The organism is Rhizobium sp. BK251 (assembly GCF_004345245.1).
GTDB lineage: Bacteria > Pseudomonadota > Alphaproteobacteria > Rhizobiales > Rhizobiaceae > Rhizobium.
Map to the genome: position 1 here is coordinate 77,654 of NZ_SLUQ01000004.1, position 16,951 is coordinate 94,604.

Here is a 16,951-nt window from a genome sequence, read left to right on the forward strand (position 1 = left end):
CAGGGCTTTCAGAAAATCATTCCCGAGTGTGCACACTCGCGGCCATAGCACCGGCGGTCTCGGTAAAGTCGTAGGTGACCGCTGACACATGCTGGGCGGAATTGCTTCGCTCCAGCGCGGCCAGCAGCAGTTCCTTTGTCTCGTAGCCAGCCTGGAAGAGATCGAACAGCGCCGACGCCGCACGGCAGGCTTCGAGACTGTTGGGGCTTTTCTTGCGAAGGTCGCACCATTCGGAGAGCGCCTCGAACACGACGTTGATGTCGTCCTTGAAGCAAATGGCTTGGAGTAGGTTGGTCATTCGTCACCGCTCCGTTCAGGCAGAAGCACGTGACTTCCAAGCGGTCATCGCCAAAGAATGCCGACCGATGGCTGACTTTACCGCCTGCGGCTACGGCTGGCTATTAACTAAGACATAGAGGACTGAGCAAGCGCAGATATTTTAAGCGCAGGAGGCGTCCTCTTGCGACGCCGATCACGGGGGACGGACCACCACGGTTGCCGACATGCCGGCGGCGAGTTCCACATCTGCGGGCACATCTTCCAGCGTGATACGCACGGGGATGCGTTGGGCGAGGCGGATCCATTCGAAATTCGGATCGACCGAGGCGAGAAGGCCGCCGCCTGCCCCGGTCGGATTGGCGATGGCACGGCTCAATCCCTGGACCTTGCCGCGCAGGAGAAGCCCTCCTGCCATCAGGCGTATCTCGGCTTCGCTGCCCGCCTTGATCGCGGGAAGCTTGGTCTCCATGAAATAGGCGTAGATGTAGAAAGACTCGCTGTCGACCACCGCCAGAACGCTATTTCCCTTGTTCGCGTAGTCACCGGCGCCGGCAGTCAGGTTGGTGACGAAGCCGTTCACTGGAGAATGCACCGTACTACGCTGCAGATCGAGTTGCGCCGTGGCCAGTTGCGACTGGGCGACCTGCAACGCCGCCGAGGCCTCGGCCGCCTTGGCGCGCGACGTCTCCGCCGCCTCGGCCGATATGGCGCCCGAGCCGTTCGTTATCATCTCCGCGTCTCGGTCGGCGTCGTCCTGGGCGAGCTTCAGCGTCCATTGGCTCTCGGCGACAGTCGCCTGTGCCTGCTCGACTGCCAGGGTGAAGCGCTGCTGGTCGATGACGTAGAGCACGTCACCCTTTGCTACCTTCTGATTGTCGATGACGTTGATCGAGGTGATCGGTCCCGAAACGTCGGGAGCAACCTCGACGACCGTCGCCTGAACACGCGCATCCCGCGTCCAGGGGGAAAGCGTGTAGAAATTCCACAGCCACCAGCCTGCGAGCACTGCTGCCACCACGGCAGCGAGGGTCACGAGGACGCGCAGTGTCGCAATTACCGCCATGCAAGATTCCCGAAATAGACTAGGCCACCCATGAGCAGCGCATAAAGCGCGATATTGAAAAGCGAACGATGCCAGACGAAACGGTAGAGACCGAGCCGCTCGATCAGCCAGCGCAGAATGGCAAACACAACGAGTGCGCCGCCAGCCCAAAGCGCCAGCGGCGGCAGATAGAAGCCGAGAAACTCCACGGTATGAAACACGGCGAGGCTTGGCACATCCATGTTCGATCCTCGTTCCAGCGTTGTCAATCTTCGTCAAACCCGTGCCCGAGATAGGCGCGGTCGATGTCGAAGCGGTCGGAAATGAAGCGCAATGAGGCGCCGGCGTGCAATAGGGATCGGGCGGCCGGGCCGGGCGCGAGCGGCCAGGAGGAAAGTGCTGCACGCATGTCGGCGACGATGGTTTCGGCCTCGGCGAGGCGCGACAGGCGATCTGCAGGACCCATGCGCCGCTCCGTGACGAGCCCCTCGAGCGCCGATGCGAACCGCTGGAGAAAGTGCCCGAGGGAAAGCGCAATATCCTGCGGCATATCGGGGTCGGCCTTGAGTTCCACCAGCCGGCCGAGCTCGACTGCGCAAGACGCGGCGCCGAGCGTACCCCTGAGGAATTCCTCGTCGCGCTGGCGATCGAGCGCAAGACGCGGCAGCAGGGCGGTCAGCGCGGCGACGATATCGCCCGCGGCGCGGCGCGGCGGACTTGCCCCGCGCGCCACTGCAGGCAGGATCGTGCCGATCGTGTGCCGCCAGATTCGCTCCCGCTTCGCCTGCGAGGTCACGGGCATCGCGACGATCACGGCAAGGCAGATCACCATGCCGAGAAGGATCGCGACTGCGTTGCTGACGAAACCAAGCTCGTTCGGCGTAAAGCTATTGCCCGTGGTGAGGTTCGAGAGCGTGAAGGCGCCGAACGCGACGCCGGCGAGCGAGCGGCTCGGCGTTCCCGCCATCAGGCCCGCCGGCAGCAGTGCTATCAACAAGACCAGGGCGAGCGCCTCGAAACCTTCAAGATGCGGAAGCAACAGGACCATCACGAGATAGCCAAGCAGAATGCCGACTGCAGTCCAGACCAGATAGGTGCGCGCGGCCGCCTGCGGATTGTCCTGGTTGACGGCGAAGAACAGCATGATCGCGCCACCCGAAACCGCCGTGAAGCCTTCGCTCCAGCCGCTCGCCATCCATGCGGCGCTGAGCAGCAGCATGGCGACCGAGGCCCGGATGGCGATCAGCAGCGCCTCCCGCCGGTCCTCGCGATCGAGGGGCCGAGCACCGGAGCGCGACGGCATCCTGACGTCCTGGGCTCTCCGGCTCGCCGCTTCCGCGACCACGACCATCGCAAGGCCGTGCAGGAGCTTGCCGACGCGGCTCACGATCAACACCCCATTGGCGAGCGGATCGAAGGGGGCAGTCCCGGCCATGCCCTCGAGGTCGGCTGAGGCCTTGTCCAATTCCTTGCGCGCGGTCAGCAGTTCACCGCGCAATTGGCCCGGATCGCGCCAGATCAGCGGATCGGCCGACACACGCTCGACACGCGAGGCGATCGCTTCCAGTGTCGGACGGAACCGTTCCCCGACCGCCTGCGCGCCCTCGCCTTCAAACGCGTCGAGGCGGACGAACAGGCCGCGTGCGACGGCGAGCAGGATCAGGAACTCGCGGACGATGCGCTGGAGTCCGGTTGCGTTTGCGCGCATTTCGGGAGCTTCAAAAAGCGCGGAGGAACGAAGCGCGTCGAACGAGACCACCTCGGCGACCATATGCTGACGCTGCCGGGCAAAGACATCGGGCGACGCCGAGAGGCGAAGCGCCGTCGCAACATAGCCCGCCAAGTCGCGAAACGTATTGGTCAGCGCCTCGCGCAGGGCATCGCCCGCGTAACGCGGCAGGACGATCATGCTGACTGCAGTGATGCAGCCGATGCCGATCAGGATCGCACCGATGCGGTCGATGGCGATCGACCAGGCATTCAGGGGATCGCTCGATCCTTCATAGGCAACCAGTACGGCAGTATAGCCGGCGAGGAGCACGCCATAGGAGGCGAAGTTGCGAAGCCTGGCCCCGGTGTAGAAGATCACGCCCACCATGAGCACAGTGGCCGCAACGAGCAATTCGGGTGCTTGTGAGAACAACCCCACGATCAGAAGCCCAAGTAGCCCGCCTCCCACCGTGCCAATGGCACGCCAGGTGCCCTTCGAAAGTGCACCACCCACCGTTGGCTGCGCGAGCAGGTAGACCGTCAGCGTCGCCCATTGCGGATCGCTCAGTTCCAGCCTGTAGGCGATCGCCATGGCGAGAATGGCGGCGGCTGCCATCCTCAGCGAGAAGACGAAGTTGCGCCAGCCGAGATCGACGGAAAGAAGGCGCCGCCCCGCCGCGCTCGCCGCATCCACAAAGTGCGTCATCCCGACGGCGCTGTTCATGGGCAGCCCATTCTACAGGGATGCCTGCTCGCACCGTTCGCAACTGTCGGCATTCTCGCTGGCGACGCGAGATCCCCCACCTGGCGAACACACATCCATTCGATCCCGCCGTGACGCAGCAGCGCGGCTGCAAAAGACGCGCCCTCCTCTGCCTCCGAAACCGTCGGTGCCCTCATGGAAATCCCCTCTCCTTCCCCGCAGGGATCATAGGCGGAAAATTCCAGTTCTGAATGGCCTATTTTGGCGGAGGCACGATCGTGCCTTCCACCTATGGAGGGAAGGTCAGGGGCCGCGCGCTATTATGTGGCGTTCCTCAAGCGCAGGGAACGCGGAGGCCGTCCGGTGTGCGCGCGGTCAGTGCAGGGACCAGGTGACGGAGGTACCGGCGAGCGTGTTCCTCAGACGCTCGTTCGCCTCCACGCCCGCAGCATCCGCCGAATATTCCGGCTTCAGGCGGTCGAGGAAATACATCGTCATCTTGCCCTTGTTCTTCACGTCGAGGGCACCTCGCGGGGTGCAGTCGAAATACAACTTTACGTGCTGGTAGGTGCTTTCGGAGATGTTCACGCGATCCAGTTCGCCGGCATTCTCCATGCGGGCCGCGATGTTCACCGCATCGCCCCACACGTCGTAGCTGAACTTCTTCCGGCCGACGACGCCCGACACGACGCTGCCGCTGTGCAGGCCGACGCGGGCGTGCCACGGCATCTGCCCGACCGCCGCCAGGCGCTGGTTCGACGCAACGACGAAGCGCTGCATTTCGAGAGCCGCAAGGCAGCATCGGACAGCGTGGTCCTTGCGACCCAGCATCAGCCCACCGGCACACATGTAGGAGTCTCCGATCGTCTTGACTTTCTCCAGCCCGTGCCGGGCGATGATGCCATCGAACTCGGTGAAGTACATGTCGAGGTCATCGATCAACTCCCGGGGAGAGAGTTCGGCCGCAGACTTGGTGAAGTCGACGAAGTCTGTGAAGAGGATCGTGGTGGAAGGGTGGTGGCGGGGCTCGACCGCGCCTCTCTCGATCAACTCTGCGGCGATCTTGTTCGGCAGGATGTTGAGTATCAAGCTGTCGGCGCGTTGTTTCTCTGCGGCCAGTTCCTGCTGCGAGCGCTGAACCTCGATCAGCTTGAGGCGCAGCTCGAGCTGAGCGATGGTCTGGCGGGCGAGGCGCCGGATGCCTTCGGCGGCCTCGAAGGTGAGTTCGCGCGGGACGAGGTCCATGATGCAGATCGTGCCCAGCGCATGGCCGCCTGAATCGATCAGCGGCATGCCTGCGTAGAAGCGGAGGAAGGGTTCGGTCGCGATGAACGGAAGCGCCTTGAAGCGGTTGTCATCATGGGTGTCGGGCACCACAAGCATGTCGGCACGGCTGATCGCGTAGCCGCAGCAGACGCCGCCGCGGGGCACCTCCTCGATGCCCGGAGGAACGCCGTGTCGGGACTTGAGCCAAACCTTGGTATCCCCGACTATGTTGACCATCGAGATCGGGGTGCCGGCAATCAGGGCGGCGAGCTCCGTGAGGTCATCGAATCCGGCTTCGGGCTCCGTGCCGTAGACGGCATATGCCTCTAGCGCGGAAAGGCGTTCAGCCTCGTTCTCAGGTAGGGGAAAGTCCATGCCGGCACTCCATTGTGCGAAGGCGAAGACGGTCCGACCTTTCGGGTCCGGCCGGCGCGGTTTCGATCTGGATATCATGGGTCCGGTGCTATTGTCGGGCCTTGCCCTACCGAAGCGGCCCCCGCCACCCGTCCGACACCTGCTGCCGCCCGAAATTTACTCCAGCCTCGCCGCTTAATCAATGACGCCGGGCGCGCCCGGACAGAAGGCTAGCTTGAGGCTAAGGTGGCATTTGCGGCGGTCGCAGAACTGATAGGAGCCGCTGAAACCGATCCGGCAAGTAAGGCACGCGCGAAATGATCGAGTGGTTTCACAGATATACCGCGCCTGCGGTCGAGGGCGCGATTGCAAATTGTCGCGGCAGCGCCACTTAAATCGCAAGTCCGCGACGCGCTCAGAGTCGACTTCCGGCCATGAGACGTCCCGGGCGCGAGGCGTCGAAGCCAGCACAGACCGAGGTTGAGGCTATGCACAAGTTTACCGTCACCGTCACTCAGCAGATCGGGGCCGACACTGCCGAGGAGGCTGCCTTGCTCATGTATCAGGAGCTGGCCAAGGGCCTGCCACCGCTACGCTTTTCGGCCACGGACGAGGCAAGGACGACGACTGACGTGACGCTGGACCGGGCAAAGGCGGAAGAGTTTGCCAGCGTCGACCACACCGCTGACCCGGGCAACTGGTAGCGTGCGGAAAAACGCCGCCGCCGGATGCGGCGAGCCTCGTATAACACTGCGTCGCCATGGCATGCCGCTTCACTGGCGAATTGCATCTGAGTGGCATGTAACCGAGATGCCGTGCTTCCAAACGCCGGAAAGACACCGGAAACTATGTAAAAATCGGAAACACTTTGTGACTAAGTGGTTCCGAAAGCAGCATTTTTTAGCTTGCCGCGCTGACCGACTTAACGGATATTGCTCCAATGCGAGGGCCGCCATGATCAGAATGATACAAGACCCGGCCGAATTGGCGGGTGAAGACATCACTGGCAAATATATCCTGCGGAAGCTGAACTATCATTGGTTCGCCTACGGCAAGGCCGGCATCGTGACCGCCTGCAAGGGATCGATCCTGCATATCGACCGAGAAGAAACCGTCTATTCCGAGCGTTGGGGCCGCCGCGCCTATAGCGGCACCGGCAAGCGCTATCCGGGCGGCGTCTGTCCTATTTCGGCGGTCGCCTGCGTCTGCGACACGCCGGACGACGTGAATGCCGTCATTCAGCTGGATGTCGAGGCACAGAACGAATTCTACCAACTGATCGCCAAGGCGGAAGCCAAGGTTCACGCTCTCGCCGCTTCCTCACAAAACAGCGTCTTCCTGACAGCCGCCGAATAGGTGGTTGGCGAACGCGGCCATCACCGCGTTTGAAGACGGTTCGTCTTTTCGAAATAGCGTCATGAAGGGTCATGGCTCGACAGATTTCGAGCGCCCGCTTTGGGGCTGGTCGGACTTTCGTTTGAGCCGAGGCAACCGAGATGAGGTGGCGAAGGCATCAGCCGTGCCCTATACTTTCCCCGGGGTTGGTTGAGGTTGCCTCATGGCAGGCATTTTCGATTTCGTGACATCATCGCCCTCGCAGCCTCTCGACTCTGCCCGAATGTGCCTGTCGCTTCATCCTTCGACTGAGGAGAAAAAATGCCACTCAAGATGCGTCCGGACATGCCTCCGTTCATCGTCGACGAGAACGGTCACATCCCCATGATCGACGGCACCGCGCGGTGGCTGGTGATTGTGACACGGGAAGCATTGGAAGGAATTGCGTCACCGCCGGAGGCCTCGGTGGAGCGTCTGCGGGACTATGCCGCCACGTTTGGCGAGGTCGCGACCTACAAGCTCGAACATGGCCGCGCCGGCGCGGAAGAGACCATATGGGTCCAAAGGGCCGACGTTTCCGAATGGCAAAGCACGCAATCGCGGTGAGTTCGTTTACTCCAGTTGAGGTTGGACGGCTTGGCGCATTGGCATGCCGAGGCCCTGAGTGAGCACCTCCCACCGAGAGGCCTCAACGGCCTGGCTCGGCGTCGCCGCAAGTTCACACGCCCGGCTTGCTTCCTGGCGCCGCAGGGCTTCAAGCAAGTCCGGGTGAAGACCTTCGCCACGTTCAGCGGCGATGGCGTGCAGTGCCAGCAACGAAGACATGATCGAGCTCCAGTGTTCTTGAGACCGGAGTACTAGAGTCGGAAACGCCGACACCATCCACCCGTTTCATGCGCGGATGTGACGACGGTCGACCTTAGGCCCGAAACGACCGAGATCAGCGTTCCCCTTCGCGCCTTCCCCAAAGTGCAATAGCAATTCGCCCCCCGGCGCGCCAGAATGCCTGCCCAGGAGGCCGACTTGTGCACGTGTCCGCGAGAGGAGCCTCATCCGGCCAATGGAAAAGGGGGCTAAAATGAGCGGATCGGTGACACTTTGGACGCTTGTGCTTGGCGCGGTCTTCGCTGGAGCGCTGGGAGGCGCATCGGTCGCGCAGGACCAGCAGCATTTCAACGCGAAAGGCAAGATGCCTTCGAAATTTACCATCGAGGCGCAGCAGCATCAGCGGCAGATACTACCCCTCGCCGACAAGCGAGACTTCGAGGAGGCACGGCGCGGATTTATCGCGGCGCCTCCCTACCGCAAGATCATGAATGAAAATGGCGACGTCGCCTGGGACATCGACAACTGGGCCTTCCTCTTGAACGGGAAGGACTACGACAGCATCCACCCGTCACTGCAGCGCCAGGCCCTGCTCAACATGGAGTATGGGCTTTTCGAAGTGGTGCCCGGCATCTATCAGGTGCGAGGCTTCGACCTGGCGAACATCTCGTTCATCAAGGGCAACACAGGCTGGATCGTCATCGATCCACTGACGGTGAAAGAGACTGCGCGCGCTGCGCTCGAGTTCGTCAACGAGAAGCTCGGCGAGCGGCCGGTGGTCGCGGTCATTATCTCTCACTCCCATGGCGACCATTTCGGCGGCATTCGCGGCGTGGTCGACGATGCCGCCCTGGCGGCCGGGAAAGTCGAGATCATCGCTCCCAAGGGGTTCGTGAACGAGGCGATCTCGGAAAACCTCTATGCCGGCAATGCGATGACCCGCCGCAAGAGCTACACCTACGGTGATCTTCTTCCGAAAAGCCCATACGGCCAGGTGGATGCCTCCATCGGCAAGGGCGTCGCTGCCGGCGATACCGGCATCCTGCCGCCCACAAAGAGCATCGAGCAGCCGTTCGAGGAAATGACCATCGACGGTGTCAAGGTAGTCTTCCAAAACACCCCGGGCACTGAAGCGCCTGCCGAGATGAACACTTGGTTTCCGGACTTCAAGGCATTCTGGGCAGCCGAGAACGTCGTCGCCAGCCAGCACAACATCCTGACGCTGCGGGGAGCGCCAGTGCGCGATGCATTGGCCTGGTCGCAGTACATCAACATCGCGCTCTACCGGTTCGGCGAACAGGCGGACGTGATGTTTGCCTCGCACAGCTGGCCGCGCTGGGGAAAGGAGCGCATCGAAGAGGTGATGCGCGGACAACGCGACATGTACGCGAACCTGAACAACCAGGTGCTTCATCTGGCCAACAGCGGCGTGACCATCAATCAGATACACAACGTCTATGAGCCGCCCAAGAGCCTGCAGGCATTGTGGTACGATCGCGGCTACCACGGTTCCTATCTTCACAACAGCCGGGCCATCATTCAGCGCTATCTCGGCTTCTGGGATTTGAACCCGGCAACGCTGGTGCCGCTCTCGCCGGAGGATTCGGCCCCGCTCTACATCGAGATGATGGGTGGTGCGGGCAAGGTCATGGCAAAGGGCCAGGAGCTCTTCGACAAGGGCGAATATCGCCTTGCGACCGAGATTCTCAACAAGCTGGTCTACGCGGAACCGGGCAACCAGCCGGCAAAGGATCTCCTTGCCGACACCTACGAGCAAATGGGATACCAGTTCGAGAGCCCCAGCCTCCGCAACAGCTTCCTGGCAGGCGCCAAGGAACTGCGCGACGGAGTCGTAGCCGTGAAGGCCGCGAAGGCGGGTAGTCCCGACTTTGTTCGCGGCACGAGCACCGAAGCCTTCCTCACCTACCTTGGTATCCAGATGGACAGCCGCAAGGCGGAAGGCATGGCATTCAAGATCAACATCTCGACGCCCGACAACGGCGAGAAATTCGTGGTCGAGATGAGCAATGCGACGCTGACCACGATTGCCGGCTTCCAGGCGAAGGATGCTGATCTGACGATCACCATCGATCGCCGGGAGTTGGAGGACGTGATGATCGGTGCGACGAAACTTGCTGACAAGGTGGCTGCCGGCAAGGCCAGGATGGAGGGAAATCCCCAGGTGCTTGCGCAGCTCGCTTCGACGATGGTCACGTTCGACAACTGGTTCGAGGTCTTGCCGGGGACAAAGCAGCAGACCGCGGCCCTGCCAAAGCCCGAGCTCTTGCAGGACGACGCGACTTATTACGAGGGGCCCTAGAAGAGCTCGCCGTCACTCCGATCCGGCACCGAGGGAAAGCGGCTGGAGCCGCTTTCCGGTAGTGTCCCCTCTGGCAAGGACAAGACCAAAGTAGGCGACACCCGCGCTGCAGCCATGCCAACGGCCAGTCGGGATGCCGCCACACTTGTTACTCCCACTTTCCTATTTCCGGCTTCAGACTATCTCACGACTGAGGACAAGCGGTCAGCAGTGAACGCCAACACGCTTCGGGCGAAGGCGCGGGAATTCGTCCAAATGAGGAGGTTCAAAAGCCATGACTACATCAGCCGAGAGCGAACGGAATGGGGAGCAACCGGGCATGCACACGCCGGCGGTCGTGTCGCCGCAGGCGTGGGAGACGGCCCGCGAGCAACTGCTCGTGAAGGAAAAGGCCCACACCCGCGCCAGTGACGCCCTGGCCGCCGAGCGAAGGCGAATGCCGTGGATGGCCGTGGAGACGACGTACACGTTCGAGGGGCCTGCCGGCAAAACCAGCCTGCTCGACCTGTTTGAAGGCCGGCACCAATTGATCGTCTACCGCGCCTTCTTCGAGCCGGGAGTGTTCGGCTGGCCCGACCAGGCCTGCAGGGGCTGCTCCATGGTGGCGGACCAGGTCGCGCACGTCGCTCACCTCAACGCACGCGACACGACCCTCGCCTTCGTCTCGCGTGCGCCCCAGGCCGACATCGCGCGGCTGAAGGCACGGATGGGCTGGGAGATGCCGTGGTACACCGTCACTGATAGCTTCGACGCCGACTTCGGCGTCGCCGAATGGCACGGCACGAACGTGTTCTATCGCGACGGCAACCGCGTGTTCCGGACCTATTTCATCAACAACCGCGGCGACGAGCAGATGGGGAATACCTGGAACTATCTCGACATCACGCCACTCGGCCGGCAGGAAGTATGGGAGGACTCGCCCGAAGGCTATCCCCAGACTCCGACCTACAAGTGGTGGAACTGGCACGACAGCTACGTCGCAGACGCCGCGCCCGACAAGAAATGGGTCGAGGTGTCGGAGGCCGGCGAGGCGGCGTTCCGGGCCGAACAAGCAAGCAGGAAGGGCTGAACCGGACCTTAACTGGCGCTTGTTGCTCGTTCCGGCCAACCGAGTGGACGGCACGAAACCACCCAAACCGGACGGCGCAACCGTCCGGTTTTCACCACGAGCGACCGCATCGTCGCAACTGTGTTGAAATTCGCCGGATCGCTGCGATACTGCGCTAAGGGGGCCGAAGCGATGACGCGTCACCTGCGAATTCTGGCTGCTTTGCTGGCACTGTCGTTCATCAGTGCCGGACCGGCCGACGACGGGCGCTGGTATAGCGGGGAGTATTCCTTCTCCGATGAGCTTGGCGGGTTCCGCATCCTGTCGGTCAAAGGCTCAGGTACAGAAGCCGACCCGATCGAAATCAGCGAGGAACTCAACTCTGCCACGCCCGTCACGCTGGTGATCAGGGCGGCAAAGCCAATTCAACTTCACACACTTCCGCAGGGTGCCTTCCATGTGCGCGTTGTCATCCTGAACAAGAGCGGGCTGGCCTGGATCGGGTTCGACTTCGAGCTTCAGGAGATTCGCGGCAAACCGAGCGACTTCGATGACGGTCTGTCATTTGGTCAGACTAGTCCCAATCCGAAATTCATTTCGTCCAACCGCTTCGACCGCTTCGAGAACCGCTTCGAGAGCTTTGATCGGCTGCGCTTCGAAAGCGGTCACGCCGATCCGCTGGACCGGGCGGCGTTCGGCTTTTTTGTTACTGACGTCACGCCGGTTCCCGAATTCTACCTGGTGCAGGACCCGCAGATACCGTCCTCGTGAGGCACGTGTCACGGCGTGGCTCTTGCCGCTGGCTTGCTAACGCTTCAGGTCGTGGGCCTGGCCCGACGCTCGTAGCTCCGCCAGCGTCTTGCCGACGCAAGTTCCGGCGTTCGATCCGCCAACCGCCTTGGCTTTCCCGTCCAAGGAAATCGTGCCCGCCATACTGTCCGAGGAGACGTAGGTCGCCATTCCCTCCGGCGTTACTCTCGACAGATAGTAGACGTGTTGCATTTCTTTGTATTCGCAGCTGATGACAACCGGAAAGTCGTCAAACGGATCCTGCGCGTGGGCTTCTGAACTGTATATGGTTGGAAATTGAAGCAACGCGCAGGCGGCGATTGGCATTGCCGCACCTCTGATGCACAGCCTTTTCCAAGGCGACATATGGGCCATCATCGAAAAGCTCCGATAACCTCAGGTGAATCGAACTATTGGCTCTAGATAAGTTCTGCCGGCGCAGGCGTCCGCCGGGTCCCGTGAGTCGTAATGTGCATATTTTCTAATTTAGAGTTTATGCTACTACCATCACCAGTCCAAGTCGAGTGCAGACGGGCGTTCCCGGTGTGCAGCTCCGACGCTTAAATCGGCCAATCGAACGGCATTGGAAATCGGGCCTGCTCGCGACCCATTCAGCCTTTATCCGCCGGCGCGCTGAGCGCTGTGCCGCCTGCCGGCATATGGCAGTACGAACATGTACAGGCCGCTGAACAATAACAGGAAGAGCGGGGGCAGCGGCGAGTAGACCACCCAAGAGGGAGGTTTGCCGAGGCCCATGGCGACGAAGTTGGCGATGACGGCCACCGTAAAAGCAATGGACAGCCAACGGTGCGCCCGCCGGATAAAATTGTTCAGATTCAATGAGACCTCCCTCAAAAACGCGCCGCATGTCAGCGGTCGAACGCTCACTCGCCGGTACGCGCCGACGCTTTTTTCGTCGCCCGTCGCGAGGCGGCCGAAGATGTGTTGAGTGCGACGGCGGCGCGAATGAGCGCCTTCAACGCCGCTTCGTCAATCTTGTCGCCTTCATGGAAATCGATGGCACGCCTCGTATTGCCCTCGAGGCTGGAGTTGAACAGGCCGGAAGGATCCTCCAGCGAGGCACCCTTGGCGAAGGTCATCTTCACAGCAGTCTTGTAGGTCTCGCCGGTGCAGATGATCCCGGCATGCTCCCACACCGGGACGCCTCTCCACTTCCACTCCTCGACCACTTCTGGGTCCGCCTGCCTGATCAAGGCGCGCAGCCGCGAGAGCATCTCACCCCGCCAGTCGCCTAGCTCCTCGATCCTGCCGTCTATCAGCCGAGATGGAGATTGCTCCGGAGCCTCGCTCTTCGTCATAATGCCTTCTACCTTTCGTCCCTCGTGTTTGCCGGGTCAGGCCAAGCATGGCGACCGCCTGTGTTTCTTGCCATTGCTACGGGATCCAGCCGGGCAGTCCGGCCGCCTGCCTGATCCAGCTCGCCACGAGCTCCTCGTCGAACTGGTCGTCCTCGTGGATATGGAAGTAGCGTATGTTCATGTCCTTGGACGCAACGGGAGGGACGGGCGTTAGCGATGCGCCGCGGAAGAACGCCACCTTGACGTACTTCGTCAGGCAATGGATGCCGAGGAACCAGCCCTGGCCCTCGATCCCATAGAGCGGCGAGTTCCATTTCACCGCCTTGGTTACACCGGGGACGGTATGCACGATCAGCGCGTCGAGGCGCTGCCCAACGGCACTTTTCCAGCCCGGCATCGCGGCGATATACGCCTGCACCGGGGCGTCGCCGTCAGCCTTGGCGATCTGGGGATTGCCACCCGCGAGCAGGATCGGCTTCTCACCACCGCGCTTGGCGGCGAACTTTCCCGCAACCTTCGTTGGCTTGGTGGACATCTTGTTCGCCATTGCAGCCCAGGACCTTCGCTTTCAATCGTGTTGGCACAGTTCAGCCGGCGCGCCCCAGGACTTGCTCCAGGTTTTCAAAGAATTTCGGCCACCCGTATCTGGCGCCCTGATAGGCCTGCTGCTGGTCCGGCCGGAAGCCCGATTGCTCCATGCGCAGGTGGGTGCCCGTGCTCGTCGGCGTGAGAGTCCAGGTGACGACGCTCTCGAGACCATGGCCATCCCATGTGTAGGACAGCGTCTTGTTCGGCTCGACTTCCAGGACCTTGCACTCGACGGCGCCCCAGTCCGCGCTCAGCTTGAAACGGTGGTCGGTGACAGGCTTGAAGTCGTTCTTTATGAGCCACTCTGCGATCAGGTGCGGTTGCGTAAGCGCCCGCCAGATCTTTTCCGGCGGAAAAGCGACCTGCCGTTCCACGATGACGGAGAGTGTTTCGATAGACGTTTCGGTCATTGATCCATCCTTTTGAGCAAATTTTCGAGGTCGTCGAACCGGCTCTCCCAGAATCCGGCCATTTGGCTTGTCCAGTCGACCAGTGGGGCGAGCGCCCCGAGTTGCGCGCTGTAGTGCGTCTGGCGACCTTCGTGGCGGTCGCGCACCAGGCCGGCCCCCTTCAGGATCGCAAGGTGCTTCGAGACGACCGGTTGCGACACCCCGGCCCTGGCCGTCAGAGCCCCGACCGTCTTCTCTCCTTCGCGGCACAGCCGTTCGAAGAGAGCCCGCCGGGTCGGGTCCGCAAGCGTCCTGAAGAGCACGTCGTGAGCGTTCGACACCTGGAATTCATACCTCGCTGGCTATTGATTGACGTATAGCCAGCGAGGTATGAATAAGTCAAGTGGGAACGTCGATGACCCCGCGGAAAATGTCATCGTCCGCAGCGAGGCCTTCGTTCTGTTCGTATTGCACCTACAGGATGAAGCGCGCGCTCGTTCGGCGGCGCGATTCCGCACGCGAGCGCCGCGGCAGCGCGAAGTCCGCAGGCGCTGCTTTATCTCGGTGCCGAAGTCGGGCCGATTTCGGCCCTGCGCCTCACAACCCTATGGCGCCTTTGATCAGGGCCTTGGCATCGCCGCTGTCCCAGGCGGCCGGGCCGTTCATCGCGGAGATAAGGCAGCCCTTCTCGTCGAGGAGCAGGGTGACCGGGAGGCCGAAGGCGAGGCCCTCCTTCTTCAGGCTGTTGAACACGCCGATCGTGTTGTCGCGATAGAGCTTGAGCGCGTCGACGCCGGTATCCGTGAGAAAATTCCTGGGCTTTTCGTCGTCGCCCGTGTCGATGTTGATCGGCACGACCTGGAACTTGTCGCTGCCGAGAGCCTTCTCGAGCGCGTTCAGCGCCGGCATCTCCTCGCGGCAAGGCACGCACCAAGTGGCCCAGAGATTGAGAAGCACGGTCTTGCCGGCGAAATTTTCCAGCGTCATCGGCTTGCCATCCGGCCCGGTGAAGGCGACCGTCTGGAGCTTTTTCGGCTGGTTTGCCGCGACCATCGCGGCGACATCGCCCTTCATGAACGGAGTGAGGCTGACGGCACGTTCCTTTGCGGCCTCGCATTCGGCGGCCACGGCTTCGCCGCCGCCATTGCCATAACCCATCTCCTTCACGTATACCGCTGCCGCACCGGCAACGATGCCCGCAATGGCTGCGATCGCGATCAGTTTCAGGGATGGCAGCCGAAGAGGCCTTCTTGTCGTCATTTCCATTCTCCAGGACGGGCATCTTTCATGGCTGAAGGCACAAAGGACACCAAATCCTCAAACCAGATGTGGGGCGGACGCTTCGCCTCCGGCCCCGATGCGATCATGGAGGAAATAAATGCCTCGATCGATTTCGACAAGAAGCTCTTTGCCCAGGATATCCGCGGTTCGATCGCCCATGCCACGATGCTTGCCCAGCAGCGGATCATTTCCGCCGAGGATAAGGACAAGATCGTTCAAGGGCTAAACACGATCCTGTCAGAAATCGAAGGCGGCAAGTTCGAATTCTCGCGCCGGCTCGAAGACATCCACATGAATGTCGAGGCGCGGCTCGCGACCCTGATCGGACCGGCTGCCGGACGCCTGCACACCGCCCGCTCGCGCAACGACCAGGTGGCGCTCGACTTCCGCCTCTGGGTGAAGGAAGAGCTGCAAAAGACCGAGAAGATGCTGACGGACCTGATCGCGGCGTTCCTCGACCGTGCCGAAGAGCACGCCGAAAGCGTCATGCCGGGCTTCACGCACCTGCAGACCGCCCAGCCGGTGACCTTCGGCCATCACTGCATGGCCTATGTCGAAATGTTCGGCCGCGACCGCTCGCGCGTGCGCCATGCGATCGAGCATCTTGATGAAAGCCCGATCGGTGCTGCAGCGCTCGCCGGCACCGGCTATCCGATCGACCGGCACATGACCGCCAAGGCGCTCGGCTTCCGCGAGCCGACCCGCAACTCGATCGACACCGTTTCCGACCGCGATTTCGCCATCGAATTCCTGTCGATCGCGGCTATCTGCAGCATGCACCTGTCGCGCCTTGCCGAAGAGATCGTCATCTGGTCGACGCCGCAGTTCGGCTTCGTGCGGCTCTCGGATGCGTTTTCGACCGGCTCCTCGATCATGCCGCAGAAGAAGAACCCGGACGCAGCCGAACTGGTGCGCGCCAAGACCGGCCGCATCAACGGCTCGCTGATTGCCCTCCTGACCATCATGAAGGGCCTGCCGCTCGCTTATTCCAAGGATATGCAGGAAGACAAGGAGCAGGTCTTCGATGCTGCCGAAAGCCTTGAACTGGCGATCGCCGCCATGACCGGCATGGTCCGCGACCTGACGATCAACACGGCGCGCATGAAGGCAGCGGCCGGCTCCGGCTATTCGACCGCGACCGATCTCGCCGACTGGCTGGTGCGCGAAGCCGGTCTTCCCTTCCGCGACGCCCATCACGTGACGGGCCATGCTGTGGCGCTTGCCGAGACCAAGGGTTGCGATCTTTCCGAGCTGCCGCTCGCCGAATTGCAGGCAATCAACCCGGCAATCACCGACAAGGTCTACGAGGTCCTGACGGTCGAGGCGTCTGTGGCCAGCCGCAAGAGCTTCGGCGGCACCGCGCCTTCGGAAGTGCGCAAGCAGATCGCCTACTGGCGCGCGCGCAACTGACCCACAGACGATCAGAACAATCGGGGTGCACAAGGCGGAGAAACTTCGCTATGAAGGTCCGTCTCAGCCGCCTTTCCCGATAAGAGGATACCGATGCCGACCAGTTTTCCGCAGCTCATCCGTCTGACCGTCGTGCTCTCGCTCGCCGGTCTCGCCGTTGCCGGATGCGGCCGCAAGGGAGACCTCGAGCCGCCGAGCGCGGCGGCGACCAAGGGTGGCGACGTTTCGAAGCCGGTGCAGCAGCCCGGCACACAGGACAAGCGCTTCTTCCTCGACCCACTTCTCTAAGGCCA

General features: G+C 62.0%; 20 protein-coding genes. 8 read left to right on the forward strand and 12 right to left on the reverse strand.

What is annotated here, in order from left to right; translation table 11 throughout:
• Positions 1–16 precede the first annotated feature (16 nt).
• From EV286_RS10410 to EV286_RS10430, 5 genes are all read right to left on the reverse strand, one after another.
• Positions 17–298, reverse strand: coding sequence for a hypothetical protein (locus tag EV286_RS10410; protein ID WP_132956974.1), 282 nt, complete (start codon positions 296–298; stop codon positions 17–19).
• A gap of 174 nt (positions 299–472) precedes the next feature.
• Positions 473–1,342 carry an efflux RND transporter periplasmic adaptor subunit gene (locus EV286_RS10415; RefSeq protein ID WP_132956975.1) on the reverse strand — a complete coding sequence of 290 codons (870 nt, stop codon included), beginning with the start codon at positions 1,340–1,342 and terminating at the stop codon, positions 473–475.
• Positions 1,333–1,563, reverse strand: coding sequence for a DUF1656 domain-containing protein (locus EV286_RS10420; protein WP_132956976.1), 231 nt, complete (start codon positions 1,561–1,563; stop codon positions 1,333–1,335). The genes EV286_RS10415 and EV286_RS10420 overlap by 10 nt, the downstream gene beginning before the upstream one ends.
• 23 nt (positions 1,564–1,586) lie before the next feature.
• Positions 1,587–3,755 (reverse strand): FUSC family protein, encoded by a 2,169-nt coding sequence (locus EV286_RS10425; protein WP_245500674.1) that lies wholly within the window; start codon positions 3,753–3,755, stop codon positions 1,587–1,589.
• Between the two features lie 354 nt (positions 3,756–4,109).
• Entirely contained in the window at positions 4,110–5,375 is a 1,266-nt protein-coding gene (locus tag EV286_RS10430; protein ID WP_165932820.1) for an adenylate/guanylate cyclase domain-containing protein, read from the reverse strand.
• A 467-nt stretch (positions 5,376–5,842) separates the two neighbouring features.
• On the opposite strand from EV286_RS10430, the gene EV286_RS10435 reads away from it, so the two are divergent.
• The 6 genes from EV286_RS10435 to EV286_RS10460 all read left to right on the forward strand — a co-directional run bounded on the left by EV286_RS10435 (position 5,843) and on the right by EV286_RS10460 (position 11,653).
• Positions 5,843–6,058: a hypothetical protein gene (locus EV286_RS10435; RefSeq protein WP_132956978.1), complete on the forward strand. Its 216-nt coding sequence runs from the start codon at positions 5,843–5,845 to the stop codon at positions 6,056–6,058.
• Between the two features lie 250 nt (positions 6,059–6,308).
• Positions 6,309–6,710, forward strand: a complete 402-nt coding sequence (locus tag EV286_RS10440) for a hypothetical protein (RefSeq protein WP_132956979.1) — start codon at positions 6,309–6,311, stop codon at positions 6,708–6,710.
• Between the two features lie 300 nt (positions 6,711–7,010).
• Positions 7,011–7,295: a hypothetical protein gene (locus EV286_RS10445; RefSeq protein ID WP_132956980.1), complete on the forward strand. Its 285-nt coding sequence runs from the start codon at positions 7,011–7,013 to the stop codon at positions 7,293–7,295.
• Positions 7,296–7,767: 472 nt separating this feature from the next.
• Positions 7,768–9,834, forward strand: coding sequence for an alkyl sulfatase dimerization domain-containing protein (locus tag EV286_RS10450; RefSeq protein WP_132956981.1), 2,067 nt, complete (start codon positions 7,768–7,770; stop codon positions 9,832–9,834).
• 274 nt (positions 9,835–10,108) lie between these two features.
• The gene (locus EV286_RS10455) at positions 10,109–10,903 is read left to right on the forward strand and encodes a DUF899 domain-containing protein (RefSeq protein ID WP_132956982.1); all 795 of its coding nucleotides are present in this window, start codon (positions 10,109–10,111) and stop codon (positions 10,901–10,903) included.
• 123 nt (positions 10,904–11,026) lie between these two features.
• A complete protein-coding gene (locus EV286_RS10460; RefSeq protein WP_245500675.1) occupies positions 11,027–11,653 on the forward strand; it encodes a hypothetical protein in 627 nt (208 codons plus the stop codon).
• Between the two features lie 36 nt (positions 11,654–11,689).
• Here EV286_RS10460 and EV286_RS10465 read toward each other — a convergent pair whose 3' ends face one another.
• From EV286_RS10465 to EV286_RS10495, 7 genes are all read right to left on the reverse strand, one after another.
• Positions 11,690–11,998: a hypothetical protein gene (locus EV286_RS10465; RefSeq protein ID WP_132957512.1), complete on the reverse strand. Its 309-nt coding sequence runs from the start codon at positions 11,996–11,998 to the stop codon at positions 11,690–11,692.
• A gap of 291 nt (positions 11,999–12,289) precedes the next feature.
• Positions 12,290–12,511 (reverse strand): hypothetical protein, encoded by a 222-nt coding sequence (locus EV286_RS10470; protein WP_132956983.1) that lies wholly within the window; start codon positions 12,509–12,511, stop codon positions 12,290–12,292.
• A gap of 44 nt (positions 12,512–12,555) precedes the next feature.
• On the reverse strand, positions 12,556–12,990 hold the full coding sequence (locus EV286_RS10475) for a DUF1801 domain-containing protein (RefSeq protein ID WP_132956984.1): 435 nt from the start codon (positions 12,988–12,990) through the stop codon (positions 12,556–12,558).
• Positions 12,991–13,066: 76 nt separating this feature from the next.
• Entirely contained in the window at positions 13,067–13,525 is a 459-nt protein-coding gene (locus tag EV286_RS10480) for a DUF1801 domain-containing protein (protein WP_245500676.1), read from the reverse strand.
• Between the two features lie 52 nt (positions 13,526–13,577).
• Positions 13,578–13,988 (reverse strand): SRPBCC domain-containing protein, encoded by a 411-nt coding sequence (locus EV286_RS10485; RefSeq protein ID WP_132956986.1) that lies wholly within the window; start codon positions 13,986–13,988, stop codon positions 13,578–13,580.
• Positions 13,985–14,308 (reverse strand): metalloregulator ArsR/SmtB family transcription factor, encoded by a 324-nt coding sequence (locus EV286_RS10490; RefSeq protein WP_132956987.1) that lies wholly within the window; start codon positions 14,306–14,308, stop codon positions 13,985–13,987. Before EV286_RS10490 ends, EV286_RS10485 begins: the two co-directional genes overlap by 4 nt.
• A 256-nt stretch (positions 14,309–14,564) precedes the next feature.
• Positions 14,565–15,227 (reverse strand): TlpA disulfide reductase family protein, encoded by a 663-nt coding sequence (locus tag EV286_RS10495; protein ID WP_132956988.1) that lies wholly within the window; start codon positions 15,225–15,227, stop codon positions 14,565–14,567.
• A gap of 27 nt (positions 15,228–15,254) precedes the next feature.
• On the opposite strand from EV286_RS10495, the gene argH reads away from it, so the two are divergent.
• The gene (gene argH, locus EV286_RS10500; RefSeq protein WP_132956989.1) at positions 15,255–16,658 is read left to right on the forward strand and encodes an argininosuccinate lyase; all 1,404 of its coding nucleotides are present in this window, start codon (positions 15,255–15,257) and stop codon (positions 16,656–16,658) included.
• 93 nt (positions 16,659–16,751) lie between these two features.
• Positions 16,752–16,946: a lipoprotein gene (locus tag EV286_RS10505; RefSeq protein ID WP_132956990.1), complete on the forward strand. Its 195-nt coding sequence runs from the start codon at positions 16,752–16,754 to the stop codon at positions 16,944–16,946.
• Positions 16,947–16,951 lie beyond the last annotated feature (5 nt).